Raw genomic sequence first — 25350 nt, forward strand, 5'->3', positions numbered from 1 at the left:
GACATTGGTGCCTCCGACCACAGTCGACGAGTTGGATCCGGACACCATCGATGCAGCCACCAGCCGCTGGGGAAGCTCCACCGGAAACCTCGCGGAGACATACTCCGTGAATTCTGTGCTCACCCATGCGTCGGCAAAGAGGATCGCAGTTCGCGAGGAAGTGGAGACCATCACGGACTTCTACTTCACGACTGCCGGTTCCGGATTCGACCAGCTGACATCCCAAGAGTCGCGTTGGCTGCTGCCGCAGAGAGAGTATCCGCCCGCTGTGCAAGCCCTTCTTCGTCCGTTGAACGAGAACCCGGCCCTGATCGCTGCGCTGTTCTCGACCGAAGTGCTCTTCACTGATCGGGGCAAGCTGTGGAGGGTCGTTCCCAATCGGCCAGGATCCGTCCTCGAGGGTGATTTCACAGACGCGGATGCCGAGAAGCTCGATGCGGGACTCTTCCAGACGGACACCGAGACCTTCCGGCCGGTGATCTTCCTGGTCAACCATCTCGGCAGGTCGTCCTATCTGACCGGTGACCGGTCATTCCGGAACTCAACCTTGGCAAGCGGCATGTTGCTCGGAGTCGCCTGGGAGCAGGCTCGGGCAGCTCAGCTCCCCATCGCCACAGCGAACACATTCATCGATGCGTCGGTCAATGAGGCACTTCGCTGCGACGGGGTGGAGCGCGCCGTCATGGCAGTGATTCTCCTGCCAGCAAGCTCGGACTCCGACGACAGCTCTCGCGCAGGAGGCGAACCCCATGACCACTGATGTAACCGCGGAAACCGATTCGGCAGAGCGCAGGCGTGGCACGGATGATGTGCTGGCGAAGGCCCTGGATGAGTGGATTCAGGCACGGACGAACTCTCGGACCACCGAGACGGGGGAGGTGGCGGAAGAGCTGCTCAGAAGTCTCGAGGATCTCCTCGAGTCCGAGCAGGACCCCACTCTTTCGCGCGTCCTCAGAAGGGTCCTCGGGCGATCGGTCGGTGAGTTCTTCACCTCAAAGTCGATGAGCACCCAGCTGCCTGAGGACCTGATCCGATTTGCTCGTTCTGATCCGTCGGCACTGGATCTCGGCGACGTCGATCTGCCCGACGTCAGTCTCACCGATGTGCTTGCCGATCGGAGGTCGGTGCGAGATTTCGCCAAGGGTCCGCTTGAGAAGAGCGAACTCAGTGGTGTTCTGCGCATGGCGGCCGCCAAGAACGGCAGCGAAGACGGGTACGGAACTCGCGATCTTCCGCTGGTCCCCTATCCGAGCATCGGCGGTCTCGACAGCAATGTCCTCGGCGTCATCATCAACAACGTCGAAGGTGTCGAACCCGGCTACTACCGATATGACGCGATCGGTCACGGGCTGGTGCCACTCATGCGCGGCGATATGCGACTGATCCTTCAGCGGAACACGTTCGAGACGGAATGGATCTTCTTCGCGCCCGTCGTCTTCGTACTCAACAACTGCCAATCCAAGGTGAGTTGGAAGTACATGACGCGCGGCTACCGAATCTCGCACATGGATCAGGGAGCGCTGCTGCAGAACCTCTATCTGTCAGCAACTGCTCATAAGCTCGGTGCGTGCGCAGTCGCCGGTTTCCTCGACGACGACATCGATGAGGCCCTGGGCAATGCGGGAACCGATCAGTTCGTCTCTGCACTGGTGGCGATGGGGCGTCCTCTGGAGTACGGAAGACCAGACCTCGAATGACCGGGATCCTGCCTCCATGGATGTCATCGTCTTTGAGTCTGTGGAGCATTCCGATGATCGCCCTCGGAGTGGCGACCATCGTATGCATCTGGGTGGTCCCCCGCGCGCGTCCCAGCCTCCCGGTCATCGCCCCTCTCGTTCTCGGTGTCGTCTGCATGGTGGTCAGTGCCGTGCTGCTACCCACACGAGGGTCGATTGAAGTCATCACCGGGCTGGCTGGGGCCAGCGTCCACCTGGTGTGGCAGTTCCCGCTGATGGTGATCGTCGCAATAGTCATCGGGTGGCTCAGTTTCGCTCTCGAGCGGTGGCTGCTGTCGCTGCGCCGACAGACGAACGAGGACGCCAATCTCCCTGCGGCACTGCAGGGCTTCGACATCCCGAACAGAGGCGAAAGCATGCTCGGGATCGCAGGAGTGGCGACTCGTCCTCTGTTGTTCAGCCTGTTGACCGCTGTGACCGTGATCGGTGAAGAGCTGTTCTTCCGAGGGCTGTTCCTCACTCATGGGTTCGGACCAGACGCACACAGCCTGCTGCTCGTCATCGCGGTCCAAGCAGTCCTCTACGCCCTGACCCACGTGGTGTTCGGCGCGGCCACCGTGGCGGGCAAGATCGTGCTCGGGATCGGACTTGGAGTAGGAGCCATGGTCGCCGGACTGTTCGTCGCCATCATCGGGCACGCCGTCTATCAGTACTGGGTCTACCGGCAGTTCGAACCACTACGCAAGCAGAAGTCTCACCCCTGACAGTCGAGACCTCGATATGAGCTGTTCCGGTTCTTGGAGCATGCATGTCAGGAAGAAGGATTGGATCTCGTGAATACATCGAACATTCAGCACACTGTAGGTCCCATGGTCGACTGCTCCATGGGTCTGGGCGGATATCGTGAACGGCTGACGGATTCGGTGGTCGCCGCGCCGACGGCCATCGTCGAGGCTTTGGGCCGCCATGGAGTCGGCGCTATCCATTCGACGAGTTCGACGTGGGAAGAGTACTGGTCATTTCGTCAGATTGCGGCCGAGAGCGGCGGACCGGTCGTCAGCGGTGGAGGGGCAGCTGTCACCGACGAACTACCGGCATCTCACCGCCTTCGTTGGATTCGCTCGCAGGGTGACATCCGACGAGCAGTAGCCACGACTCGCAGCGAAGATCGTGCATGGATCACAGTTCAGAGCTCCTCTCCGGACTTCGTCCAGGCCGTATTGACCGAGGCGCAGAAGAATGATGTAAGAGTCGCTTTGCGAGGCTCAGGTGACTGTGCTGACTGTCTGGCAGAAGGCGACATGTTTCTCGGCTTCGTCCGGTTGCTGTCTCGGTCAGCGGTCTCACATCCTCTCGATACACTTGTGGAGTGGGAGTCCCCCGACGGAGTTCAACGTGCCCGACAACTGGCGCAGAGGCTGGGAACACGGGGAGTCGGCATCACCACCGAGCTGGTCAGTCATCGACGATCGGTGTTCATCCGAGAAGGCCTGAACACTCCGTTTCTGGAGACTCTGGAGCCGATTCTTCCGCACACCCGACACATCAGAGAGATGAATCGCACGGGAGGCTATCTCGCCGGCAAACGAGAGCTGAAGAAGAGCACCGGACTGGCGGAACCCAACCGCCAGCTGGCCAAACGCGCACAGGACGGCTGGAACGGCGTTCTCGAGGCGTGCGAGGCCACACATCAGTCCGTGCGCCTGCTTCCAGGAAGTCGCGCGCCGCAGATCACCACCGTTCCCGGATACAGCTTCAAGGAAGAATTAGCGATGCTTGCGCATCTGGGCTGTTCTCTCGACTACGTGCTCGACAGTGCCACAGCCGGTGCGAGGACGTTTCTTGATATTCCTGAGGACGCAGAGCAACGACTCATCTCTAATGAAACAGGTCAGGACGACGATCCGACGCGATACCTTCTCTCTCTTCGAGTGGCTACTTCGCAATAGGGCGTACAAGTGTTTGATGCGACATACAGATAGTTACTACGGCGGCCGGTCACCATGCTGACCGGCCGCCTCGTTGGATCTACGACTTCCGGGTGCGGCGTTCTCGAATCAGTGCCCATACCAGCGATCCTACGATGAGGGCAGCTCCCAGCACGAGCATGATCACACATCCGTTCAGCATTGTGGATTGTGCTGATTCCCAGTTCGCTTCCTTTGAGTTTGACTGAGCAGTCAACGGTCGCAGGGAAATACGATACCTCGTAAGAGAATCCGGTCTCCGGAGGCACGTTGTCCGGAGGTACAGGGCACCACTCGGGGCTAGTGCCACCGCGCTTGAGCAGGATCATTCGAAGTGACCACATGTACGCCATTTCGGCAATGATGATGAGGATTCCGATGATTCCGAGGCTCAGCGGAGTGACGAATTTCCTGAAGATCATGGTCACGAGACTACCGTTTCAGACCTTGTGGTCTCTTGGTCGCTTCAGCGTCCCAGGTGAAGTATGTCGGAGTCTTCCATTTTCTGTCGGGGTGCAACAACAACATATCCGAATCGCCTCCCATGTCTTTGGCGGGCCACGAACCTCCGATACCCATGCAGTCCGTCGATGCGGGCTTACCTGCACAGTTGTCCTTCACGAATTTGGATGCCGCGCTGATGTGGCTCCACGAGGCTCTGCCCTTCTTGAGGTACATGACTGCCGAAAGGCCCTGGTTCCATCGCATGTTGGGAACGTTCAGTCCCCAGTAGGGGATCTTTTCTGGATGGCCGACTCCGAAGCCTATCGTCCCCGTGCGCAGGGGTCGGACCAGTGATTTTGGTCGAGGTAAGGTTCGATGGAGTGACCCGGTTTGAACTTGACCCCATCGTTGTACATATAGATGATAGTTGCGCTGTGCAGCCGAGCATCTGCCCAGAATTTGTCATCCGTATCGGCCGGACACGCGGGTCAATGAACCGTCTGGGATAGCTTGTAGTTCCACTGGTAGAGAGAAATTTCGATGCCCCAGTCGAGCGGATTCTTACGGGCCGAGTTGTCTCCCTTCCAGATCGCATCGATCGTCACCTTTCGTTTGCCATCGACATTGTCGTCGGTCCTGAACTTCACGGAATTGGGATGCGCTTCTGTCTGTGCAGGGACGGGCTTCGCAACCTGTGCTTCTATGCGGCCGTCCGAGGGTTGATCCTTGGCGTTGCGATCTACGATGCTCGGAATGCTCTTCTTGGCAGTGATCCTTTCCGGCAACTTTGAGAAGATCTTCTTGGCGTGGTCCTCGCTGGGGGCCGATTGTCTGGCCACCGATGCCTTCGAATCACGGGAGACGATCTCCACTGACAGAATCGCTGCGTCCTTGCGCCGGCATCTTGAACGCCTGTCAGGAGAGATGATGCGTTCTGCGAGGGAGTCGAGGTGGGATCGTAGCTGTACAGCCCTCCAGCATTATCGCCGACTGCCAGCTCAACGGTCTTCAGTACGACATCCTCCGACTCGGCCTTCTCAAAGAGCGTCTTCGGACCACCGAATGGTCCAGTGTGATTCTTTCGAGCTTCTCCGCTCTCGATGAGGAGCCGCTGTCTCATGTCGAGGTGGACGTTAGTTCGGCGGCCGAGGCGATCGGTGCGTGAGAGATGGTGGAGACAGCCACCGTGAGAACAGCCGCGGTTGCTGTGCGGGCGAGAGGTGAAGATAGGTTCATCGCAATTGTGCTCCATTAGGTAGTGCAATATTTGGACCAAGGTTGGGAGCCTGAGCTCGAACCAGATCACACGTATATTTCTGTGACGCTTTTGAGAATACGCAGAGATTTTGGACGGCCGATCGATGCGGCAAAAAGTGTTGCCTGTCCGACGCATGTTGTGCATGGTCGATTCATAGAAATGACATCGGCGGTCACTATCGCTGTGACGTGCTGATGCCGAGTCTTGCGTTGGACGTGGGATTAGTCCGGAGCCTCGTGATCGAGGAAATTGGTCGAGTGGGGAAGCCACGCCGAGTCGGTCCTGGGTCCGCGCGAACTGTCGACGCACTCCCGGCGGCTCTGGTTCCGCTCGATGCGAGAGATCGTCGCCACACAGGCCGAGCCGCGATGGCACCAGGTATTACCCAAGGCAGGCTGCAGCTGCTTGGCGTGGGTGGTGGACTGCTCGATGACGCGGAAGACGGCGAGGATCGTCCTTGCGAGCATCAAGCCTCCGACGCCGACGGAATAGTCGACCAGAAACCGAGCGGTACGTAATGCAGGAGGGCGGGCAATCGTGGTTCGATCGGTGGCCTCTCAGCCAAGATGGGGCTCCTCGGCGGCGGGTTCTGCTTCGGTCGCTGATCCCGGCAAGCGGTAATCGATAGATTCATGCCTTGGTCGAGGTTGCTTGAAGGCTGAGAGCACCTGCTCATCGATCTTCATGCTGTCGATCATTCGAGAAGCGCCGTGCAGTGGACCGTCGCGGCATCTTTCGACTTCGATCAAAGCCAGACATCGCGTACTGGCAGTTCCAGGAGCAGCTTCGTGACGTTGATTGTGAGCGCAGTTCGGGACGCGCAGGGGACTAGTTCGAAGACGAAATCATGGCGCGCTCTGGCCGAAAAACGTTGCAAGCGTGCGGTCGGCGCCGCAACGGAAAGGGGAGTAGTGGCCTTCGAACAAGGTAAAGGGAGATCTACCCCTATACCTATTTTTGGACACGAAATGCCCCAAGTTATGCCCCAACAAGCCCTCTCGCCAGGAGTAGTGCCTGGTGAGAGGGCTAATCTCTCTGTGGAGGTAAGGGGATTCGAACCCCTGACCTTCTCCATGCCATGGAGACGCGCTACCAACTGCGCCATACCCCCTTGTGCCTGATCAATATTACCCAGGTGTGGGTGTCAGGCCAAATCGAGCGAAGGTGACGCTCGCCACAGGGGTGCACAGGCGGCCCGAGGTCGGCAGACTCGGGCCACCTGCGGCTACACGTACGGCCTGACCTGTCTGAGATAGCGGACGATGTCACGCTCCCGCAGCTCGCGGATGCGCTGGTCTCGTGCATAGGCGCGCAGCCGAGCGTCGCGCTTGCGCTCCGACTTCCGGCGGCGGTCTTCGGCAGTGGTGGCTGGGCGGCGAGCCCACCGGATGAGCTTCATCCCGGTGCTCAGTGCCCAGCGGCGTGGATAGGTGAATGGGAATGTAGTCGACACAATGATTCCTTCATGGTCAAAGGCAGGGGATATCCGTATTTGGGCAGGAGATATCCCGGAATGGCGATGAGCGAAATAATTCTGAAAATGCGCAGATCAATGAGAGGTGCGTCGAATCAGAATGGTGTGATGAACCCGAATCAGGTGATGCGAAAAGGAATGTCTCTGTCGAAAGGGGGAGTTCTCTTCACGGTTCTGCAGGTCACCAGCGGACTGAAGCCGCAGACGGCGAAGATTCAACGATTCGACAGGTCACATCGACAGACGAGCTGCTTGGGAAGCATCATCTGAATGGGGCGTTGCTGGACCGAAGAAAGTCAACGGGCCAGCGGAAGACAAGCCGGAATCCGGGCGATGAGCGGCTTTGAACCGACAGTCGACCGGAAGCCTACCTGCGGAGACAGACGCGAATGACGGCTGGTGGTCAGCCGACGAGTCCCGATCCGCCATGCAGGCAGGCAGCATGTCCACACTCGGGCGTTCGAAGGTCGGGCCCTGCAAATGGAATATTCATCATCGAAGCTGCGCTCCTTTCATGGTCGTGGTTCTCGCGTGAACGGCGTCAGCGTCCACAATGGTCAGGATGCAATCGGAGGTTTTAGCTGCGAATCCGTAATTGCACTGTCGAATCTAGCACAGTATTCATTGTGCTCGGAAGTTTTGTTCATTATTTTCTCAAATTGATTCGAGAATACGGCGGGCGGGCGGATAGCGTCGACTCGGCGGATGAGGTGCGCCACGTCCGTGCGCTTGAGTCCAACCGTGTCTGGGCCCCGACGTAGAATCGAGCCAGACGCGCATCTACAGGGGAGCCCAGAATGTCAGAGACCGCCGCAGCCCGACGTCTTGTCGTCGGATACATCGCCACCGATCGTGGACGGGATGCGATCGCACTGGCCATATCGATCGCCCGCTCGATCGACATCGAACTCGTCGTGACCATCGTCCGGCCGGAGTCGTCGACCGTCATCGCCGGCAGCGCTGTGCCCCAGGACGGGTCGGGGATCGTGGCTCAGCAGATCGACGACTGGCTCGACGAGGCCCTCGCCCTCATCCCCGATGACATCCCCGCGAAAGGAGTCATCCATATCGCAGCGAATGAGTCGAAGGGGCTCATGGAGGTCGCCGAGGCCGAAGGCGCCCTGGGCATCGTCATCGGAGCACGCGCGGCGTCACTGATGCGTCAGCTGCGCATCGGCACAGTCGCCTCGGCGCTCCTGCACTCCTCGGAAGTCCCGGTTGTCCTCGCACCTCCCGGCAGGTCGGACATCGGCCCGATCTCTCGTGTCACCGCGCTCTTCGGGGCACGCCCCGGAGCGAATACGCTCATCGGCGCTGCAGTGGCCTCAGCGGCCGGCCTCGATGTCGACCTGCGCCTGCTCTCGCTGATCGAGTACGAAGGACTCTACGACGACGAAGTCGCCGAGGTCACCGAGTTCGCCGAACAGTACGGCGGAGCGGTCTTGGCCGAACGCGCCTCTGAGATGCTCGAATCGGGTCGTGCCGCCGTCACGTCTCATGTCGGGGCCGACATCGAAGAGGCCGCCGAGAGGATCGACTGGCAGGCGGGTGATCTCGCATTCATCGGGTCGAGTCGGCTGGGACGCGGGGGCAAGGTCGCCATCGGCGCCCGGGCGCGGAGACTGCTGCGGGTGCTGCCTGTGCCGGTCGTCGTCGTCCCGCGACGAGCGGTGAGCCCGAGCCGACCGACCGACGCCAACTGAGGGCCTGCGTCTCCGTGAAGACACGAGACTCGCACCAGGTCGAACTGCGTCTGGGCGCTCACACCACTGCCGCATGGGTCCACCCGGGCAGCTCCACCCGACGGCCGCTGCTCATGGTGCACGGATTCCGCGGCGACCACCACGGGATGGATCTCATCGCCGGCAGCATCCCTGACCGTGAGGTCATCGTGCCCGACCTGCCCGGATTCGGCGCCACCCCGCCGCTGGAAACCGGATCCGGACTGAGTTCGTACGTCGAATATCTGTTGGATCTGCGCGCCGAGGTGGCTCGCCGGTGGGAGACCGAACCGATCCTCGTCGGCCATTCGTTCGGTTCGATCCTCGTCAGTCACCTCGGTGACGCGCACCCCGACGCGGTTCCCGAGCTTGTCCTCATCAACCCGATCACGAGTCCTGCGCTCGAGGGATCGGCGCGGTTCCTCACCGCCCTCACTCGCGCCTACTACGACCTCGGCGCGCGACTGCCCGAACGTGCGGGGCGTGCTCTGTTGGACAGTCGGATCATCGTGCGCGCAATGAGCGAAGTGATGTCGACCACCCGAGATCCGGGGCTGCGTCGCTATATCCACGATCAGCACGCACGCTACTTCTCGTCATTTGCCGATCGGGACTCGCTGGCGGAGGCGTACGCGACGTCCGTCGCTCATACCGTCACCGAGGTGGCCCCTTCCTTGATCATGCCCACTCTCGTCATCGCCGGGGATCGGGACGCGATCGCTCCCATCGGGCCGACCAGGGAGTTCGTTGCTGCGCTGCCTGAGGTCAGTTTCGTCGAACTGGCGGGGGTCGGGCACTTGGTGCACTATGAGCGGTCCGAGGAAGCCGCCTCGGCGATCATTGATTTCGTCGCTGCGCGGGACTGACCTGCGAGTGAATAGACGAGGGGCCGCTGCGCATCAGCGCAGCGGCCCCTCGATGTTCGCCGGCTGAACTGATCAGCGACGGGAATCGCGGGCCCAACGGTAGAGGATGGGGACGAGGAAGGCGAAGCAGGCGGAGAGCAGACCGCCCCAGAACACCCAGAATTCGGTTCCCTCGGGCGAGGAGAAGGCCGCGCCGAAGAGGTAGAGGCCGAACACGAAGAGAGCGAACGCAATGATGAAGACGATGACGTCGGCAAAGGATGCCGAGTTGCGGGTCCGCTTCGCGGCGACAGTATTGGACATGGTTCCTCCGGCAGATGTTCCTGGTGGTCACGTTGACACTCGTCAGCCAGTCTACATCGCGTAGAGAACTTTGCTCATCTCCGGTCGCGTTCGGCGCTTCGCTCCGGAACGAGCCATCCGAGCAGCGCAGAGACGATCGAGACGATGATCGCGGCGAGGATGGCGGAGAAGAAGAACGAATCGATGGTGAACTCGAACGGGGTGAAGCCGCTGAGCCAGCTCGTGAGTGCGAGCATCAGCGCATTGATCACGATCGAGAACAGCCCCAGGGTCAGGCAGGTGATCGGTGCGGAGACGAAGCTGAGGATCGGTTTGATGAAGGCATTGGCCAATCCGAAGATGAGCCCGATGACGAGGTAGGAGATGATCATGGCCGGGATCGGCCCGGCCTGCTCCTCGACGACATGATTACCCGTGATCGTCACGCCCGGCAGGATCCAGGCGGCCACCCAGATCGCACACGCGTTGACGACGACTCGAGCGAAGAAGTTCATGCTCGCCATCCTCGCAGACCGATCTGCGTTATTTCTGAGTCGAGGATGGGAATGAGGTCTGTGCCGTCCACCGCGAGCGGTTCAGGCCGACCGTCGCGAGCGGTTCGTGCCGTCCGTCGCCGGGATGGTGACCAACCTCAAACCGATGTCGCCGCCTGAGGCTTCAATCCGCAGCGCAGAACCAGTAGCCTGAAACACGGACCTGACGGTCCCGACAACGACGTGCATCTACCGAGTGATTTGATCCAGGTCACCACGGCGGCACAGAGCCCGCACCGGCGGGCGCAGAAACTGGATTGGTATGACTGACAGAGACCTCCCCGCAGAAGCCGGATCCCGAGCACAGGAACCGGTCGGTACGGCGAACGAACCGACCCTGTTCTCCGCGGTCGGCCGCAGCTATTTCCCGATCGCGTTCGTCGCCCGGATGCCCTTCGCCATGATCGTCGTCGGCGTGCTCACCCTCGTCGTCGCCGCTCGCGGCTCGCTCAGCCTCGGCGGGGTCAATTCGGCGATGGTCGGACTGGGCACCGCGGTCTTCGGCTCATTCATCGGTGCCGCCGCGGACCGCTGGGGTCAGCGCTATGTCCTGCTCGTCGTCGGTGTCCTCAACTGCGCGGCACTGACCTTCATGGCCTGGGTCGTCTTCAGCCCGCTGCCCGACGTCGTGGTCTTCATCGCGGCCTTCGCGATCGGCGCCACCTCACCGCAGGTCGCGCCGATGTCGCGTTCGAGGATCGTCGACATCGTGCTGACCGTGCTGCCGCAGGCGCGGCGACCGAAAGTGCTCAACGGCGCGATGGCCTACGAATCCGCCGCCGATGAGGTCATCTTCGTCTTCGGTCCGTTCATCGTCGGCCTGCTCGCGACACTGTTCGACCCGGTTGCCCCGATCATCGGCGCCATCGTCATGACCATCGTCTTCGTCTCGGCCTTCGCACTGCACGCCACTGGACGGACCCGCAGCGCCGGCAGCAGCGCGGCAGTCGGCGAGCGTGCCCCGGCCAAGGACATGTTCACCTCCGGCGTCTTCGTCGTCATCCTCGGGGTCTTCGGAATCGGCATGGTCTTCGGTTCGACTCTGACGGCGCTGACCGCGCTGACGAACGACATCGGCCGCCCGGAAGAGGCCGGGCTCGTCTACGGCGTCATGGGCATCGGATCCGCGATCCTCGCGATCTCCGTGGCGCTCTTCCCGGCCAGGTTCGCACTCTGGGCACGGCTGCTGTGCTTCGCCCCGGTCCTGCTCATCGGTGCCGTCGTTCTCGCCGCGACCGAGTCGATGCCGATCATCGTCATCGCGCTTCTGCTCATGGGCTCGGCCATCGGCCCGAGCCTCGTCACCCTCTTCAGCCTCGCGGCCGAACGGTCCCCGCGGGGACGTTCGGCGACGGTGATGTCGATGGCCGGTTCGGCGATCATCGTCGGCCAGTCCGTGGCCTCGGCGATCAACGGGATCCTCGCCGAGGATCAGGGCACGGCCACGGCGATGGCCGTACCGGTGGCCGCCTCGGCGATCGTCTTCCTCGCGGGTGTGCTCAACCTTTTGGTCTCGGTCCTACAGCGCCGAGGCGGGCCCACCCGCCGTCGCACCGTGACCTGACGCGGTGGATTCGGTTCCGTCCAGGCCGGCTGGAACGAGATCTGAATCACTCGGATGGCCCGCTTTCTGGGACGTTGCGTCCCAGTGTTCGCGCGGTGTGACCGCGGTCCGACCGGAGAGTAGGATGTCCGCTGGTCCACCGTGAAGCACACCACGAAGCGTGCGCTCTCACACCACTACGGAAAGCACATCATGTCATCTAGCACCTCGACGACCGAGGCCGTCTCCAGCGATACTCGCTTCTTCGGGCATCCTCTGCCGCTCATGCAGCTGTTCAGCCTCGAACTGTGGGAGCGCTTCTCCTACTACGGGATGAACGGGATCCTCGCCCTCTACCTCTATTTCAGCGTCACCGACGGCGGAATGGGCATGGAGCAGGGCACAGCCGTGGGGATCGTCGGTGCCTACGGCGGTTCTGTGTTCCTCGCCACCATCCTCGGAGCCTGGGTCGCCGACCGACTGGCCGGGGCAGAGCGAGTGCTCTTCTACTCGGCGATCATCATCATGGTCGGCCACGTCTGCTTGGCTCTCATCCCCGGCTTCGGAGGAGTGGCGGTCGGACTCATCCTCGTTGCGTTGGGATCGGGCGGGCTGAAGGCCAACGCCTCGGCACTCGTCGGCGAACTCTATGAAGAGAAGGATCCGCGCCGTGACGCCGGCTTCACGATCTTCTATATGGGGGTGAATATCGGTGCGCTCATCGGCCCGCTGCTCACCGGCCTCCTGCAGCAGAACATCGGATTCCACTGGGGCTTCGGTGCCGCTGCCGTCGGCATGGCCCTGGGTCTCGTCATCTACCTCACCGGCAGGAAGAACCTGCCTCCGGAGTCCCGGATCGTGGTGAACCCGCTGCCGAAGAACAAGCTCTACCTCTTCATCATCGAAGTCCTCGTCGTCGTGCTCGCCGCCACCCTGCTGTGGATGACGAAGCTCGTCAATCCCGAGAACCTCGACTGGTGGATCGCCGGCATCTCCGCCGGTGCAGCGGTCTGCTACTTCGTCGTCATGGGCACCTCGCCGAAGACGAGCTCCGACGAACGTTCCCGGGTGCTCGCCTACATTCCGTTCTTCATCACTGTCGTCATCTTCTGGTCGATGTACCAGCAGATCTTCGGTGTCCTGACCGTGTACTCGGACACGCAGCTCAACCGTTCGATCTTCGGTTGGGAGATGCCGATCAACTGGATCCAGCTGATTCCGGCATTCTTCGTCATCGTCTTCGCACCGCTGTTCGCGACGATGTGGATGAAGCTGGGTCCGAAGCAGATCTCGACGCCTGTCAAGGCCGGTCTGTCCCTGGTCTTCATCGGCATCGGCTTCCTCATGTTCCTGCCGTTCTCGGGCGCCGGCGCGAACGAAACCCCGCTGCTGTGGGTCGTGCTGACACTCGCGGTGTTCGTCTTCGGCGAGCTGCTGATCTCCCCGGTGGGTCTGTCGTTCTCGACGAAGGTGGCTCCGAAGGTGTTCCAGTCGCAGATGATCGCCGTCTTCTTCCTCGCCTCCGGTGTGGGCACCGCACTGTCCGGCGTGCTCGGCGGCTACTTCGACACGGCCAACCAGGCACCTTACTGGACGTCGATCGGCGGAGCCTCGATTGTGCTCGGCCTGCTGGCGCTCACGCTGACGAAGCCGATGCTCAAGCTGCTGCGCGGCATCCGCTGATCGCAGCCTGCTGTCCGAACGACTGCCTGAAGGCCCCTGGAACCCACCCGCCATGGAGTGGGCGCGGGGGCCTTCGGCGTCGAGTGTCAGACGCCGACGAAGATCGGTAAGGCCTGCGGGTGGTGGGCGTGGACGATCGTGAGGAAGACGAGTGCGTCGAAGAGCAGGTGCACCGTGACGGTATACGGCAGCGACTTCGTGCGGGTGAAGATGAAGGCCTGCACGAGGGCGAAGGGAATCGTCAGCAGCGGTCCGATCGAGCGGTAACCGAGTTCCCACAGGAACGAGACGAAGATGATCGAGGTGAACACGTTCGCCGTCCAGAACGGGAAGTGTTTGCGCAGCAGGGCGAAGACCGTGCAGATGAAGAACAGCTCGTCCCAGATGCCCACCGCGTTCACGCCGAAGAAGAGGCGGATGATCTCCGACCAGTTCGTCAACGGCGGCCAATTGAGGTAGACGCCGGTGCGCAGGAAGTACTGCGGCAGCACCGCCCACGCGACCACGACGACGAAGGCCAGCCATCCCCACTCCAGCCGCGACCACGGCTGACCTCGCCTGAGCGGGAATACGATCGTGCGGTCATCGAACAGGTACCGGGTGACCAGCCACGGACCGACGACCACGGCTGAGAGGACGACTCCCATCCGGGCGATGTTCGTCCAGGAGATGTCGGCCTCGACCGAGATCGCTGAGATCAGCGCCAGGCATGCGATGATGACGCTGAGATCGCGGGCGAAGGCCCGGTTAGTACTCCAGACCACCACGAGTCCCGCCAGCATCGGCACATAGCCGAAGCCTCTCACCTCGGGAAACGTGGTCCCGATGCCGAAGAGGACGATCGCCGAGATCGCGATGAGGGCCGTCGCGCAGGCCTCCCAGCTGAGCAGCCCGAGTCGCGGTGTCTCCAGAGCGGGCGCGTGATTGTTCTCCACGGTGCACACTGTAGACGAGCAGAGACCGCCTCGCGTCGTACCGACTCGATCCGACACGTAGGATCGGAGTCATCGAAAGGACTTCAGTGGATCCAGAGGACTACAGCGATCTCCTCGCCGATCTCGCGCCCCGACTCGGCACCGAGATCGTGCCGGCGCACGAGGCGATCGAACGCACCACCGCAGGAGATGTCGCGGCCGCACATGGCGTTCCCGCGTTCCCCACCTCGGCGATGGACGGTTTCGCCCTCGACCGGCAGGCATGGACAGCGGTTCGTCGGGGAGACATGGTTCCCGTCATCGGCGATGTTCCCGCCGGCCACCATCCCGTGCCGCTGCGTCGATGTTCGGCTGTGCGGGTGATGACCGGCGCACCGGTGCCCACCGGCGCCGAGGTAGTCGTCCCCGTCGAATTCACCGACGCCCGGCCGACGGGCTCGGCCCCGCAGTCGATCCGTGTCGCTTCTGTGCCGCCCAGCGCCGTCCACGGGTGGAACATCCGGTCGGTGGGGGAGGACATCGCGGCCGGCGAGCTCGTCGTGCCGAGCGGATCACGACTGACCGCGGCCGGTGTCGGCACTCTCGCCATGCTCGGGCTCTCCCAGGTCGAGGTGCAAAGGCGACCACGCGTGGGACTCATCGTCACCGGAGACGAATTGTGCACCGGCGGTTCCGCGACGCCCGAACCCGGAACAGAGGCTGCCGATTCCTCCGGTCCGACCATTCGCAATTCGAATCTGCCGATGCTCTCTTCTGCGATCTCAGCACTCGGCTGTGAACCGGTCGAAGCGACCTGTGGGGACGACACGACCGAGTTCCTGACGATTCTGCGCGGAATGGAAGACACGGTCGACCTGGCGATCACCACGGGAGGCATCAGTGCCGGTGCTTTCGAGGTCGTGCGGCAGGCACTCGAAGGCGAGCATTCGACATTCATCCGACTCGGTATGCGGCCGGGTGCCCCGCAGGGGTTCGGGCGATTCGGTTCGCTTCCGCTGCTCCATTTCCCCGGCACCCCGCAGGGCGCGTTCCTGTCGTTCCATCTGTTCGTCCGGTCACTTCTGACGGGGCACTCGCTGCGCGAGCGATGGACGAAGCGTGTCTACCAGGGCCCCGACCTCGCCGAGCACCCTCGCGCTGTGACCTTCGGTCCCGGTGCCTTCACCGCCGGGGGAGAGGTCCGCGACCTCGGGCGCACTCGTCTGCAGAACTTCGCCATCGCCGACGTCATCGCCCGCATTCCGCGCGGTACGGGGACTCTCGCCGCCGGAACGATCATCGACTGTCTGGACATCTGATCTCGCCTTCTGTTCCCGGCCCGACCGACTTGATCTGAGTCCGAATCGACCGCCTACCGTCCGCAGTGTCCTCAGGCCGACCGAACTAGGATGGAGCCATGACAGAACCTCGTCTCGATTCCGAGCAACGGGCCCGCTACGCCCGCCAGATCCGTCTGGCCGGATTCGGCGAGACCGCGCAGCAGGCGCTGCTGGAATCGCATGTCTTCGTCATCGGCGCAGGCGGCCTCGGCGCGCCGGTGCTCAGCTACCTTGCCGGCGTGGGAATCGGGACGATCACGGTCATCGACCCGGACATCGTCGAGCGGAGCAACCTCCACCGTCAGGTGATCCACACCGAGGCGGCCATCGGATCCCGCAAGACCGATTCGGCCGAGGAGCGGATGCGCGGAATCAACTCGGACATCGAGATCCGCACTATGCCGTACCTGCTCACCCCCGACAATGCCCTCGAGGTGCTCGACGGCGTCGACATCGTCATCGACGGCAGCGACAACTTCGCCACCCGGTACCTGGCCAACGACGCCTGCGAGATCCTCGGCATCCCCCTCGTCTGGGGGACCATCCTCGGTTTCGACGGCCAGGTCGCGGTCTTCGACGCTCGCACCGGAGCCACGCTGCGCGACCTCTACCCGGACGTTCCCGCCCCCGGTACCGTCCCCGACTGTGCGACCGCCGGAGTGCTCGGACCATTGTGCGGAAGCATCGGTTCGGCCATGGCGATGGAGGCGATCAAGATGCTCACCGGCATCGGAGCGCCCCTGACGAACGCGGTCGCGATCTATGACAGTCTCGACGCGAGCTGGGAGAGAGTCCCGGTGTCCAGGCGACCCGACCGCTCACGTGTGACCGATCTGCGGGTCCACCTCGGCGACTATGGGCAGCAGCCGGCCTCCGAGCGCGCGCAGGCAACTGCCGCTGGCTCCGAAACACCGGCAGGTGGCGCTCAAAGACCGGCCGGCGACGGTGAGGTCGAGTCCGGGCTCGGTCCGGCGCAGCTGCGATGGCCCGATCTGGAGGCAGACCGCCTGCTCGTCGACATCCGTGAGGACGATGAGGTGGCAGCCGGCATGGTGCCCGGCGCGATCCATATTCCGCTGGACGACCTGCTTGAGGACCCGCAACGATATCTCGCCGCGAGCGAATTCGCCGCGAGCCGGAACCGCGCTGGCGGACCCGACGCTGGCAGGAACAGCGGCGGGGGAGTGAGTGTCGCCCTCTACTGTCGTTCCGGGGTGCGCTCGGCCCGTGCCGCAGCGGCCCTGCGCTCCCGCGGGATCGCCGTGAGCTCGGTCAGCGGGGGATACCTCGCGTACCTCTCCCAGCCGGTTCAGCACACCTCCCAGCCGGTTCAGCACAACAGACGAGGCTGACGGGCCGAACCGTCTCAGCCGCCGGCGAACGGCGGCAGGACGTCGACGGTGTCCCCCTCGGAGAGTGCCGCACCGCGATCGGTCGCGGCCACGGAATTGACGAGGAAGCTCGACCGGGACAGCACGGTCGTCGCCTGCTCATCGGCTGCCTCGGCGAGGGTGTCGACCAGGTCGTCGACGGTTCCCGCGCTGAGGCGGGTCTCCCGGGCGCCGAAGGCGTCACGGGCGGCGGCGAAGAAGCGGACGGTGATGGTGGGCACTTATCCTCCGATGGCACTCATGGGACGCTGGGGCTGCACGAAGTCGTCGGTGTCCATCCCGTGCCCGGCGAGCTTCTTCCAGTGCGCGCCCTTCCACAGGTTCGCGATCGCCTCATCATCGGCACCCTGCCGCATAGCCGTGAGCAGATCGACCTCCGTGTGTGAGAACAGACAGGTGCGCACCCGGCCCTCGGCAGTCAGTCGCGTGCGGGTGCAGTCGGCGCAGAACGGCCTGGTCACCGAGGCGATGATGCCGACGGTCCCGAGGACGGTCTCGGGATCGCGGCGATCGGCGACGAGGAACTTCTCCGCCGGAGCGCCGTTTCGCGGCGCCGAATCCGGGGTGAGCACGAATCGGGGTTCGAGCAGGGCGAAGATGTCGGCGGCGGTGATCATCTCGCCGCGGTCCCACGAATGGCCGGCGTCGAGGGGCATCTGTTCGATGAAGCGCAGGCTCAGACCCCGGTCGAGACACCACTGCAGGAGATCCGGGGCCTGGTGGTCGTTGATGCCGGGCAGCAGGACCGCGTTGATCTTCACCGGATCGAGCCCGGCTGCCTGTGCCCCGTCGATGCCCTCGAGCACTCGGTGGAGGAACGGCCTCCTGGCCATGGTCTCGAAGGTCTCGGGGTCGACGGTGTCCAGAGACACGTTGATCCGGTCGAGCCCGGCCGCCCTGAGCTTCGCCGCACGCTTGTCCAGGCCGATCGCATTCGTCGTCAGGGCGATGTTCGGCCGAGGGGCGAGCGCGGCGACATCGGCGATGATCTCATTGATGTCCTTGCGGGTCAGAGGCTCACCACCGGTGAATCGCACCTGATCGACCCCGAACTTCTCGACCGCGATACGTACGAAGCGCACGATCTCCTCACGGGTCATCGCAGCATCGCGGGACATGAACTCGACGCCTTCGGCGGGCATGCAGTACGTGCAGCGCAGATTGCAGAAGTCCGTCAGCGAGATCCGCAGGTCCCGTGCGCGACGGCCATACGTATCGAGGAGAGAGTCCTCATCGTGCGCGGTGAACGCGTCGCCCGGGTCGAGTGTCGGAGTCCTCAGCACCGGCATCGGCAGTCCGATCGTCGACATAGCGGCATCCTCCTTACAGAACCTCTCGTATCATCGTCCCATGACTACGGCGAAGATGCACCGAGCACGGGTATACGAGACGATCGATCCGCTGACCGAGACGCGGAGCCTCCCACTCACGGGCCTGCTCGACTGCCCGCGCAGGCTCGATGCGGACGTGGTCTCACCGATCGACGTTCCCGGGTTCGACAACTCCAGCATGGACGGCTATGCCCTGGCCGCGGCCACACTGGAGGCTCACACAAGGGCTTCGGACCCCGCTCCGATTCCGGTGCGCGGACGCGTCGCCGCCGGCGCCCGAGGGGACACCGTCGCACCCGGCACCGCGGTCGAGATCATGACCGGAGCCCCGCTGCCGCCGGGAACCGATACGATCGTCCGCATCGAGGACACCGCGCCCGGTGCCTTCGGGGCGGCCTCGATCACCCTCGAGCTTCCCACCGGCGCCGAGATTCCCGGGGTGGGGAACTTCGTCCGGCCCCTTGGCAGCGATGTCCGAGCCGGTCAGACCGTGCTGAGGGCGGGCACACAGCTGCGACCCGCCCACCTCGGCGTCGCCGCGGCCTGCGGCATCACCGAACTCCCCGTCCGATCGCTGCCACGGATCCTCATCGTCAGCACTGGGGACGAGATCACCGCCGAGGCGGCCGCCGGGATCAACGATGCGAACTCCGTCACACTGTCGGCCGGGCTGCGCCGCCTCGGTGCGGAGACCGAGGTGGCGTTCGTTCCCGACGACCCGCAGGCGCTGCTCGCCACGGTTCGGGGAAGCTCGGCCGACCTCGTCATCTCCACCGGCGGCATCTCGAAGGGAGCGCACGAGGTCGTCAAGCTCGCAGCCGAAGCCGACCCGGAATCGGCGATGGTCTTCGAGCCGATCGTCATGCAGCCCGGAGGCCCGCAGGGCTGCGGACGACTCGCCGACCACCCCTGGGTCGCGCTCCCGGGCAACCCGGTGAGCACGCTCATCAGCTTCGAGATGTTCATCCGTCCCGCGCTGCTCGGAATCCCCAGCGACGAACCCCCTCGCGAGGTCGGCTACCATCGTCTGGCCCACGGCTTCGACGAGACCCCGCCTGCCGGCAAGCTCCAGATCCGACGGGCCAGGCTCACCGACCAAGGACTCGAATTCATCGGCGGCTCCCGCTCGCACCTGCTCCACAGCTATGCCGAGGCCACCCACCTCGTGTTCGTCTCACCCGAGGCGCCGGGACCGGACGATCCGTTCTCAGCCGCGGGCGATAGGCTGATGACGTGGAAGATCGCATGAAGCTCTCGCACGTCGATGAGACCGGAACCGCGCAGATGGTCGACGTCGGAGACAAGGACGTGACGAAACGGCGAGCGGTGGCCACCGGGACCATCACGACGCGCGCCGAGGTCATCGACATGATCGCACAGGCCGGGCTGCCCAAGGGCGACGCCCTGCCCGTGGCGCGCATCGCCGCGGTGATGGGGGCCAAACGCACCAGCGATCTCATCCCGCTGTGCCATCCGCTGCCGCTGACCGGCATCGACGTCGACTTCGAACTCCTCACCGACGCGGTGGCCATCACTGCCGTGGTGAAGACGGTGTCGAAGACCGGAGTCGAAATGGAAGCGCTCACCGCCGTGACCACGGCCGCGCTGACGATCTTCGACATGATCAAAGCCGTCGACAACCAGGCTGTGATCAGCGACATCAAGGTCACCGAGAAGTCCGGAGGGAGGAGCGGAGATTGGACACGACAGGTTTGACCTCCGCGATCGACAGTGAGACTCTCGGCACCGTCATCACCACCGGAGTCGTCGAGACCGAGATCTCGACCGCCGCCCTCGAACCCGATGTGCTCACCGACGTCTGCGGTGCCGTCGTCAGCTTCTCCGGGGTCATCCGCGATCACGACGACGGCCGCGGAGTCCGGGGCCTGCACTACGAGGCCCACCCATCAGCGGCCCAGCAGATCGCCGAGGCGGCCGCCGACATCGTCTCGCGCCATCCCGAAGTGCGGCTCTCCGTCGTCCACCGAGTCGGAGACCTCGAGGTCGGTGACGTCGCACTGGCCGCCGTCGTGGCCTCTGCCCATCGGAAGGCCTCCTTCCTCGCCTGCGCCGAACTCATCGACGAGGTCAAGGCACGAGTGGCGATCTGGAAGCATCAGCACTTCACCGACGGCACCGACGAATGGGTGGGAGCACTCGAATGACCCAGCTGCGCATCAGCGACGCCGCACAGTTCCTCGGCGTCAGCGACGACACCGTCCGGCGCTGGATCAGCGACGGACGCCTCAGCGCTCTGAAGAACTCCTCGAACCGTGCGGTCGTCGACGGCAGGGAGCTCGCCGAGCTCGCCCAATCGTCGGCGGCCTCACTGGCCGACCCGAGCGGTGTCAAGAGCTCCTCACGCAACCGCTTCGCCGGACTCGTCACCGACGTCGCCGTGGACGGTGTCATGGCCCAGGTGGGCATGCAGTGCGGGCCATTCAGGGTGGTGTCCCTGATGTCGGCCGAAGCCTGCCGCGAACTCGACCTGCAGCCGGGCAGCCTCGCCACCGCCTCGGTGAAGGCGACGATGGTCACGGTCGACACGGTGCCCACGGACTGATCCCTGTGCCGTGAATTCGGATCTCGACCACAGGTGGAGTCTCAAATCGGGTGCTGAAATCGACAATAGGCCGCATCTGCGGGTTCAATAGGAGCATGAAGAAGACTCTCATCGGGCTCTGCGCCGTCGCAGCCCTGACCCTGACCGCATGCTCCTCCGGCTCTTCGACCGATGCGGGTGGTGGTTCGGCAGAGAAGACTGAGATCACCGTCTTCGCCGCCGCCTCGCTCACCGATGTCTTCGCCGACATCGCCGACAAGTTCACGAAGCAGAACCCCGAGGTCTCGGACGTGAAGTTCTCCTTCGCCGGGTCCTCCGACCTCGTCTCCCAGATCTCCGAGGGCGCTCCTGCCGACGTCATCGCCACTGCGGATGAGAAGAACATGAAGACGCTGGAAGGCGACGACCTGCTCGCCGGCGAGCCGAAGATCTTCGCCTCCAACACCCTCGCCCTGGCCGTCGGCAAGGGCAACCCCGAGAAGATCACGACGCCCAAGGACTTCGCGGGCAAGGATCTCGTCATCTGCGCCCCGCAGGTGCCCTGCGGTTCGGCCACGGAGAAGTGGGCTGACCAGAACGACGTGAAACTCGACCCGAAGAGCGAAGAGAACTCGGTCACCGATGTGCTCGGCAAGGTCAGCTCCGGGCAGGCGGATGCCGGAATCGTCTATGTCACCGACATCCCGCGCGGTGACGGTGAGGTCGAAATGGTCGACCTCGAAGGCGCGGACAAGGTCGTCAACCAGTACCCGGCCGCCACCGTCAAGGACAGTGAACACCAGAATGAAGCCGACGCCTTCGTCGACTACCTGCAGTCCGACACCGCCGTGAAAATGCTCAAGGACGCCGGGTTCGCCACGCCCTGATGAGCAGACGCACCCGCAGACACGACACAGCGCCGTCCTGGCTGTGGATTCCAGCGGCGTTCGGCATCGCCTTCCTGCTCCTGCCGATCATCGGGATGATCTCGAGGATCGAGCCGGGCACCCTCTCCGCGGTCGCCACGGCACCGGAGTCGCGGATCGCGATGGGACTGTCGCTGCTGACCTCGGCCGTCTCCGCGATCGTCTCCGTCGCCATCGGGTTCCCTCTCGGGTACCTGCTGGCGACGAAGCGATTCGCCGGACAGCGCATCGTGCGCACCCTCATCCTGCTGCCGCTCGTCCTGCCGCCGGTCGTCAGCGGTCTCGCCCTGCTCTACACCTGGGGGCGCTCGGCTCCGCTCGGTTCCGCCCTCACCGAGGCGGGGCTGGGCCTGGCGTACACCACGGCCGCCGTCGTCGTCGCCCAGATCTTCGTGTCCATGCCGTTCATGGTGATGTCGGTCGAGACCGCGGTGGCGGCACAGGGATCACGCTTCGAGCTCGCCGCCGCTGAGCTCGGCGCCACCCCTGCCAGAGTGTTCTTCACCGTCAGTCTGCCGCTGCTGCGCCCCGGCATCATCACCGGTGCCGTGCTCTGCTTCGCCCGTTCGCTCGGCGAATTCGGTGCCACACTCACCTTCGCCGGCTCGCTCGAGGGTGTCACGCGGACGATGCCTCTGCAGATCTACCTCGTGCGCGAATCCGATCCGCAGTCGGCCATCGCACTCTCACTTCTGCTCGTCCTCGCAGCGCTCATCATCATCGTCCTCGCCTACCGTTCGCCGCATGCCCCGCGTGTGCGCCGTCCCGCACCGCTGTCACCGGCGAACCTCGACGACGCCCGCGCAACCGATTCCGCGCCCACAGCCCACAAGAGCCGCGCCGGCTCCACCGCTCCGACGGCAGCGACCTCACGGCCGCCTCGGCGGGAGTTCCCGGATGCCCACCCCGACCTCAGCCTGCAGGCGTCACTGGCCGAACGCGGGTGCCAACTCGACATCACGGTGCCGGGCGGCGCGACGACGGCGATCATCGGCCGCAACGGGGCCGGGAAGTCGACGCTCTTCCAGATCCTCACCGGCGCCTTGGCCGCCGATACGGGCAGCCTGCGGATCGGCGATGACGTCATCTTCGACGTCGACGCAGGAGTCTGGCCGCCCATCCACGCCCGCGGCATCGTCCACCTCGCCCAGAATCCGCTGCTGTTCCCGCACCTCAACGTCATCGACAACGTCGCCTTCGGTCTGCGCTGCCGCGGCGCCGGAAAGCAGGAGGCGCGCCGACGCGGCCAGGAGATGCTCGACCGACTCGGTGTCGGCGGCACCTCCAAGCGCCGCCCGACCGCTGTCTCCGGAGGACAGGCGGCACGGATCGCCCTGGCCCGTGCCCTCGTCATCGATCCCACCCTGCTCCTCCTCGACGAACCGCTCGCCGCACTCGATGTCGACGTGCGGATCGAGACCAGACGGGTCATGCGCCGCGTACTCGAAGGACGCACCGCAATGCTCGTCACCCACGACGTCGAAGACGTCATCGAACTGGCCTCCTCACTCGTGCTCATCGATTCCGGACGCGCCACCTACGTGTCCCGTGTGGGGGCCGTCGACACGACGACTCAGGTGCCCGGCGGAGACTTCCTCGCAAGCTTTTGCGCTGAGGACCGAGAAGGAATACTGTGCAGTAGATCACAGTAGTCCTGCGTATCGAAGCAAGGGAGCATCACGACATGGCAGAACTGTCCTATTCCTCGGGAACATCGACCGAACCCCTGCTGGGGATCACGATCGCCGAACACTTCAAGCGCACTGCGACGGCGCACCCCGAGGCCTTGGCGCTGGTCGACAGGCACTCGGCGCGGCGCTGGACCTACGCCGAGTTCGACCGCGACACAGACGCTCTGGCCATCGGCCTCCTCGAGCGCGGGGTGAAGAAGGGCGACCGGGTCGGGATCTGGGCGCAGAATGTGGCCGAATGGGCGCTCGTCCAGTACGCGACGGCGAAGATGGGGGCGATCCTCGTCAACGTCAACCCGGCCTATCGCAGCCACGAGCTCGAATACGTGGTCGGACAGTCGGGCATGACGCTGATGATCTCGCAGATCGTGGCACCTCCGCATTCGGATTTCCGCGCGATCGCCACCGAGGTGGCCGCGAAGGTCCCGTCGCTCGATCTCGTCTTCCTCGACACCGTGCCCGAGGACCTCACCGGGGGAGCGGCGATCGGCGAGCACGAATCCTTCGAACATCTCATCGGCCAGGGCAGGAAGCTGCTCGACGACGAAGGTGCGAAGTACGCGGTGCGGCTGCAGCAGGTCATCGACGACCTTTCGGCCGACGAACCGATCAACATCCAGTACACCTCGGGCACCACAGGGTTCCCCAAGGGCGTGACGCTCAGCCACCACAACATCCTCAACAACGGGTTCTTCATCGGTGAGATGCTCGCCTACACACCCGCCGATGCCGTGGTCGTCCCCGTTCCCTACTACCACTGCTTCGGAATGGTCATCGGCAACCTGGCCGCACTCAGCCACGGAGCGGCCATCGTCCTGCCCTCCCCAGGGTTCGATCCGGTGAAGACCATGGCCGCCGTGACAGAGGAGAAGGCGACCTCCCTCTATGGGGTGCCGACGATGTTCATCGCCGAACTCGAACATCCCCAGTTCTCCGAATTCGACTTCTCCACACTGCGCACCGGAGTCATGGCCGGCTCGCCCTGCCCGGTCAACACCATGCGCCGAGTCATCGAGGACATGAACATGTCCGAGGTCGCGATCTGCTACGGCATGACCGAGACTGCTCCGGTGTCGATGATGACCCGTGTCGACGATTCGCTCGAGAAGCGGACGCAGACGGTCGGCCGGGTGATGCCCCACCTCGAGATCAAGATCGCCGATCCGGTCACCGGGCAGACGGTTCCGCGCGGACAGAAGGGAGAGTTCTGCACCCGGGGCTACGCCGTCATGCTGGGATACTGGGAGCAGCCGGACAAGACCGCCGAGACGATCGATGCCGCCCGCTGGATCCACACCGGGGACCTGGCGATCATGGACGACGACGGCTACGTCGACATCTCCGGACGCATCAAGGACATGGTCATCCGCGGCGGCGAGAACGTCTACCCGCGCGAGGTCGAGGAATTCCTCTACCACCACCCGGCCATCCGCGACGTCCAGGTCATCGGCGTCTCCGACGAGAAATACGGCGAAGAGCTCATGGCCTGGGTCATCCTCAAGGACGGATTCGATGCGCTGAGCGCCGAAGAGGTGCGTGAGTTCTGCTCCGGCAAGCTCGCCCACTTCAAGATCCCGCGCTACGTCGAGGTGCGCGAGTCCTTCCCGATGACGGTCTCGGGCAAGATCCGCAAGATCGAGCTGCGCGAGGAAGGCGAGAAGATCGCCCACGGCGCCTCCGCGTAAGGCCGCAGAGCACGGTGTTGACGGGCTGTGGGCACGATCCGGCCGCGGTCGCGGCCGGATCG

At 63.8% G+C, this 25350-nt stretch carries 26 protein-coding genes and 1 tRNA gene; 17 read left to right on the plus strand and 10 right to left on the minus strand.

Features of this window, described 5'->3' with window-relative positions:
- Positions 1–106: 106 nt before the first annotated feature.
- The 4 genes from GUY23_RS08825 (at position 107) to GUY23_RS08840 (ending at position 3625) form a co-directional block, all read left to right on the plus strand.
- Positions 107–760: a hypothetical protein gene (locus GUY23_RS08825; protein ID WP_166971547.1), complete on the plus strand. Its 654-nt coding sequence runs from the start codon at positions 107–109 to the stop codon at positions 758–760.
- Positions 750–1697, plus strand: coding sequence for a SagB/ThcOx family dehydrogenase (locus GUY23_RS08830; RefSeq protein WP_166971549.1), 948 nt, complete (start codon positions 750–752; stop codon positions 1695–1697). Before GUY23_RS08825 ends, GUY23_RS08830 begins: the two co-directional genes overlap by 11 nt.
- 53 nt (positions 1698–1750) lie before the next feature.
- On the plus strand, positions 1751–2440 hold the full coding sequence (locus GUY23_RS08835; protein ID WP_166971552.1) for a CPBP family intramembrane glutamic endopeptidase: 690 nt from the start codon (positions 1751–1753) through the stop codon (positions 2438–2440).
- Positions 2441–2509: 69 nt separating this feature from the next.
- Entirely contained in the window at positions 2510–3625 is a 1116-nt protein-coding gene (locus tag GUY23_RS08840; RefSeq protein ID WP_166971554.1) for a hypothetical protein, read from the plus strand.
- A 950-nt stretch (positions 3626–4575) separates the two neighbouring features.
- On the opposite strand, the gene GUY23_RS08845 is transcribed toward GUY23_RS08840, so the two are convergent.
- The 5 genes from GUY23_RS08845 to GUY23_RS08860 all read right to left on the minus strand — a co-directional run bounded on the left by GUY23_RS08845 (position 4576) and on the right by GUY23_RS08860 (position 6798).
- Entirely contained in the window at positions 4576–4959 is a 384-nt protein-coding gene (locus GUY23_RS08845) for a hypothetical protein (protein ID WP_166971556.1), read from the minus strand.
- A 607-nt stretch (positions 4960–5566) separates the two neighbouring features.
- A complete protein-coding gene (locus GUY23_RS08850; RefSeq protein WP_166971558.1) occupies positions 5567–5812 on the minus strand; it encodes a hypothetical protein in 246 nt (81 codons plus the stop codon).
- 90 nt (positions 5813–5902) lie between these two features.
- Positions 5903–6031, minus strand: coding sequence for a hypothetical protein (locus GUY23_RS18780; RefSeq protein ID WP_266096813.1), 129 nt, complete (start codon positions 6029–6031; stop codon positions 5903–5905).
- Positions 6032–6383: 352 nt separating this feature from the next.
- Positions 6384–6456: transfer RNA gene (locus tag GUY23_RS08855), tRNA-Ala, on the minus strand.
- A gap of 114 nt (positions 6457–6570) precedes the next feature.
- Positions 6571–6798, minus strand: coding sequence for a hypothetical protein (locus GUY23_RS08860; RefSeq protein ID WP_166971559.1), 228 nt, complete (start codon positions 6796–6798; stop codon positions 6571–6573).
- Positions 6799–7616: 818 nt separating this feature from the next.
- Between GUY23_RS08860 and GUY23_RS08865 the strand changes: the two genes are divergently transcribed.
- Both GUY23_RS08865 and GUY23_RS08870 read left to right on the plus strand, forming a co-directional pair.
- Positions 7617–8522, plus strand: coding sequence for a universal stress protein (locus tag GUY23_RS08865; RefSeq protein ID WP_166971561.1), 906 nt, complete (start codon positions 7617–7619; stop codon positions 8520–8522).
- A 14-nt stretch (positions 8523–8536) separates the two neighbouring features.
- Positions 8537–9406: an alpha/beta fold hydrolase gene (locus GUY23_RS08870; RefSeq protein ID WP_228282813.1), complete on the plus strand. Its 870-nt coding sequence runs from the start codon at positions 8537–8539 to the stop codon at positions 9404–9406.
- A 72-nt stretch (positions 9407–9478) separates the two neighbouring features.
- Here GUY23_RS08870 and GUY23_RS08875 read toward each other — a convergent pair whose 3' ends face one another.
- Positions 9479–9709, minus strand: a complete 231-nt coding sequence (locus tag GUY23_RS08875; protein ID WP_166971563.1) for a hypothetical protein — start codon at positions 9707–9709, stop codon at positions 9479–9481.
- Between the two features lie 74 nt (positions 9710–9783).
- Positions 9784–10203 carry a phage holin family protein gene (locus GUY23_RS08880; RefSeq protein WP_166971565.1) on the minus strand — a complete coding sequence of 140 codons (420 nt, stop codon included), beginning with the start codon at positions 10201–10203 and terminating at the stop codon, positions 9784–9786.
- Positions 10204–10504: 301 nt separating this feature from the next.
- Here GUY23_RS08880 and GUY23_RS08885 point away from each other — a divergent pair, with 301 nt between their 5' ends.
- Together GUY23_RS08885 and GUY23_RS08890 are read left to right on the plus strand one after the other, a co-directional pair.
- Positions 10505–11806, plus strand: a complete 1302-nt coding sequence (locus GUY23_RS08885) for an MFS transporter (RefSeq protein ID WP_166971567.1) — start codon at positions 10505–10507, stop codon at positions 11804–11806.
- Between the two features lie 192 nt (positions 11807–11998).
- Positions 11999–13468, plus strand: coding sequence for a peptide MFS transporter (locus GUY23_RS08890; protein ID WP_166971569.1), 1470 nt, complete (start codon positions 11999–12001; stop codon positions 13466–13468).
- 86 nt (positions 13469–13554) lie between these two features.
- Here GUY23_RS08890 and GUY23_RS08895 read toward each other — a convergent pair whose 3' ends face one another.
- Positions 13555–14403 (minus strand): CPBP family intramembrane glutamic endopeptidase, encoded by an 849-nt coding sequence (locus GUY23_RS08895; protein WP_228282814.1) that lies wholly within the window; start codon positions 14401–14403, stop codon positions 13555–13557.
- A gap of 86 nt (positions 14404–14489) precedes the next feature.
- Between GUY23_RS08895 and GUY23_RS08900 the strand changes: the two genes are divergently transcribed.
- Positions 14490–15701: a molybdopterin molybdotransferase MoeA gene (locus GUY23_RS08900; RefSeq protein ID WP_166971571.1), complete on the plus strand. Its 1212-nt coding sequence runs from the start codon at positions 14490–14492 to the stop codon at positions 15699–15701.
- 98 nt (positions 15702–15799) lie between these two features.
- Entirely contained in the window at positions 15800–17074 is a 1275-nt protein-coding gene (locus tag GUY23_RS08905; RefSeq protein ID WP_166971573.1) for a ThiF family adenylyltransferase, read from the plus strand.
- Between the two features lie 14 nt (positions 17075–17088).
- On the opposite strand, the gene GUY23_RS08910 is transcribed toward GUY23_RS08905, so the two are convergent.
- Entirely contained in the window at positions 17089–17334 is a 246-nt protein-coding gene (locus tag GUY23_RS08910) for a MoaD/ThiS family protein (RefSeq protein ID WP_166971575.1), read from the minus strand.
- Entirely contained in the window at positions 17335–18423 is a 1089-nt protein-coding gene (gene moaA, locus GUY23_RS08915; protein WP_166971577.1) for a GTP 3',8-cyclase MoaA, read from the minus strand.
- 40 nt (positions 18424–18463) lie between these two features.
- Between moaA and GUY23_RS08920 the strand changes: the two genes are divergently transcribed.
- The 7 genes from GUY23_RS08920 (at position 18464) to GUY23_RS08950 (ending at position 25288) form a co-directional block, all read left to right on the plus strand.
- Positions 18464–19693, plus strand: a complete 1230-nt coding sequence (locus GUY23_RS08920; protein WP_228282815.1) for a molybdopterin molybdotransferase MoeA — start codon at positions 18464–18466, stop codon at positions 19691–19693.
- A complete protein-coding gene (gene moaC / locus GUY23_RS08925; RefSeq protein ID WP_166975864.1) occupies positions 19690–20160 on the plus strand; it encodes a cyclic pyranopterin monophosphate synthase MoaC in 471 nt (156 codons plus the stop codon). The genes GUY23_RS08920 and moaC overlap by 4 nt, the downstream gene beginning before the upstream one ends.
- A complete protein-coding gene (locus GUY23_RS08930; protein WP_166971579.1) occupies positions 20142–20609 on the plus strand; it encodes a molybdenum cofactor biosynthesis protein MoaE in 468 nt (155 codons plus the stop codon). The genes moaC and GUY23_RS08930 overlap by 19 nt, the downstream gene beginning before the upstream one ends.
- On the plus strand, positions 20606–21007 hold the full coding sequence (locus GUY23_RS08935; protein ID WP_166971581.1) for a TOBE domain-containing protein: 402 nt from the start codon (positions 20606–20608) through the stop codon (positions 21005–21007). Before GUY23_RS08930 ends, GUY23_RS08935 begins: the two co-directional genes overlap by 4 nt.
- A gap of 95 nt (positions 21008–21102) precedes the next feature.
- The gene (gene modA, locus GUY23_RS08940; RefSeq protein ID WP_166971583.1) at positions 21103–21873 is read left to right on the plus strand and encodes a molybdate ABC transporter substrate-binding protein; all 771 of its coding nucleotides are present in this window, start codon (positions 21103–21105) and stop codon (positions 21871–21873) included.
- A complete protein-coding gene (locus tag GUY23_RS08945) occupies positions 21873–23564 on the plus strand; it encodes an ABC transporter permease (RefSeq protein ID WP_166971585.1) in 1692 nt (563 codons plus the stop codon). Before modA ends, GUY23_RS08945 begins: the two co-directional genes overlap by 1 nt.
- A gap of 32 nt (positions 23565–23596) precedes the next feature.
- Positions 23597–25288, plus strand: a complete 1692-nt coding sequence (locus GUY23_RS08950) for an AMP-binding protein (RefSeq protein ID WP_166971587.1) — start codon at positions 23597–23599, stop codon at positions 25286–25288.
- Positions 25289–25350 lie beyond the last annotated feature (62 nt).

It is taken from the genome of Brevibacterium atlanticum (assembly GCF_011617245.1).
GTDB classification, from domain to species: Bacteria; Actinomycetota; Actinomycetes; order Actinomycetales; family Brevibacteriaceae; genus Brevibacterium; species Brevibacterium atlanticum.

Bases quoted from the DNA above. Each gene is read 5' to 3' on its own strand.
- GUY23_RS08835 (WP_166971552.1), top strand. From the start codon at position 1,751: ATGATCGCCCTCGGAGTGGCGACCATCGTATGCATCTGGGTGGTCCCC.
- GUY23_RS08935 (WP_166971581.1), top strand. From the start codon at position 20,606: ATGACCCAGCTGCGCATCAGCGACGCCGCACAGTTCCTCGGCGTCAGC.
- GUY23_RS18780 (WP_266096813.1), bottom strand. From the start codon at position 6,031: ATGAAGATCGATGAGCAGGTGCTCTCAGCCTTCAAGCAACCTCGACCA.
- GUY23_RS08945 (WP_166971585.1), top strand. From the start codon at position 21,873: ATGAGCAGACGCACCCGCAGACACGACACAGCGCCGTCCTGGCTGTGG.
- modA (WP_166971583.1), top strand. From the start codon at position 21,103: ATGAAGAAGACTCTCATCGGGCTCTGCGCCGTCGCAGCCCTGACCCTG.
- GUY23_RS08865 (WP_166971561.1), top strand. From the start codon at position 7,617: ATGTCAGAGACCGCCGCAGCCCGACGTCTTGTCGTCGGATACATCGCC.
- GUY23_RS08880 (WP_166971565.1), bottom strand. From the start codon at position 10,203: ATGAACTTCTTCGCTCGAGTCGTCGTCAACGCGTGTGCGATCTGGGTG.
- GUY23_RS08950 (WP_166971587.1), top strand. From the start codon at position 23,597: ATGGCAGAACTGTCCTATTCCTCGGGAACATCGACCGAACCCCTGCTG.
- GUY23_RS08885 (WP_166971567.1), top strand. From the start codon at position 10,505: ATGACTGACAGAGACCTCCCCGCAGAAGCCGGATCCCGAGCACAGGAA.
- moaA (WP_166971577.1), bottom strand. From the start codon at position 18,423: ATGTCGACGATCGGACTGCCGATGCCGGTGCTGAGGACTCCGACACTC.
- GUY23_RS08890 (WP_166971569.1), top strand. From the start codon at position 11,999: ATGTCATCTAGCACCTCGACGACCGAGGCCGTCTCCAGCGATACTCGC.
- GUY23_RS08905 (WP_166971573.1), top strand. From the start codon at position 15,800: ATGACAGAACCTCGTCTCGATTCCGAGCAACGGGCCCGCTACGCCCGC.
- GUY23_RS08875 (WP_166971563.1), bottom strand. From the start codon at position 9,709: ATGTCCAATACTGTCGCCGCGAAGCGGACCCGCAACTCGGCATCCTTT.
- moaC (WP_166975864.1), top strand. From the start codon at position 19,690: ATGAAGCTCTCGCACGTCGATGAGACCGGAACCGCGCAGATGGTCGAC.
- GUY23_RS08850 (WP_166971558.1), bottom strand. From the start codon at position 5,812: ATGCTCGCAAGGACGATCCTCGCCGTCTTCCGCGTCATCGAGCAGTCC.
- GUY23_RS08920 (WP_228282815.1), top strand. From the start codon at position 18,464: ATGACTACGGCGAAGATGCACCGAGCACGGGTATACGAGACGATCGAT.
- GUY23_RS08830 (WP_166971549.1), top strand. From the start codon at position 750: ATGACCACTGATGTAACCGCGGAAACCGATTCGGCAGAGCGCAGGCGT.